The sequence below is a fragment of the Colwellia sp. TT2012 genome (assembly GCF_001440345.1).
Classification (GTDB): domain Bacteria; phylum Pseudomonadota; class Gammaproteobacteria; order Enterobacterales; family Alteromonadaceae; genus Colwellia.
In genome coordinates this window covers 1-837 of record NZ_LJYX01000122.1, presented here as the reverse complement: position 1 = coordinate 837, position 837 = coordinate 1, and the positions used below count along the sequence as shown (strand labels likewise).

Genomic DNA, 837 nt, shown 5'->3' with positions numbered 1-837 from the left:
GCGTTAGTTTGCTATCAGTTTTTACAGGGGAAGTAGTTAATAAATTCTGGTGAGTTTGTTAATAAAAACGATTCATCACAGGAAGTGCCTAGGTTTACCCTTTGTCATTTATTATTCAAACTTCCATATTGTGTAATTAACTTTAAGCCTTAACTTCTCTGTAATTTGTTGATAGTGTAGCGGTTACAAAATTTAAGGTTTGTTGGTTTTGCTAAAGAGGGCGGTCAAGCCGCATCAAGTCCGCATAACTAACAAGAACATTAAACGGAAAAAATACAGTTGGCTTTTTTCGTTCCTCAAAAATTATAGCCAACTGCATTTTTCCGCTTATGTTAAGCGTTAGTTTGCTATCAGTTTTTACAGGGGAAGTAGTTAATAAATTCTGGTGAGTTTGTTAATAAAAACGATTCATCACAGGAAGTGCCTAGGTTTACCCTTTGTCATTTATTATTCAAACTTCCATATTGTGTAATTAACTTTAAGCCTTAACTTCTCTGTAATTTGTTGATAGTGTAGCGGTTACAAAATTTAAGGTTTGTTGGTTTTGCTAAAGAGGGCGGTCAAGCCGCATCAAGTCCGCATAACTAACAAGTGACTATGGTGTCAATTATTAATTTCTAACTCATTTTAGGATCCCAATAGACACCATCTCTTACCATCGAATTTAAGATCACAATCATCTTTCTTACACAGGCAATTATCGCTACTTTCTTTGGTTTTCCTGCGGCGACTAAACGCTGATAAGTCGCCTTAAATACAGGGTTACATTGTATGGCCGACATCATTGACATGAACATGGCAGTACGTATTTGATGTCGCCCACCACGTATCATTCGC

General features: G+C 36.4%; 1 pseudogene. It reads right to left on the bottom strand.

Annotated elements, in window-relative coordinates:
* Positions 1-617: 617 nt before the first annotated feature.
* Positions 618-837 (bottom strand): annotated as a pseudogene (locus ASU03_RS19060) (IS110 family transposase); the annotation flags it as partial.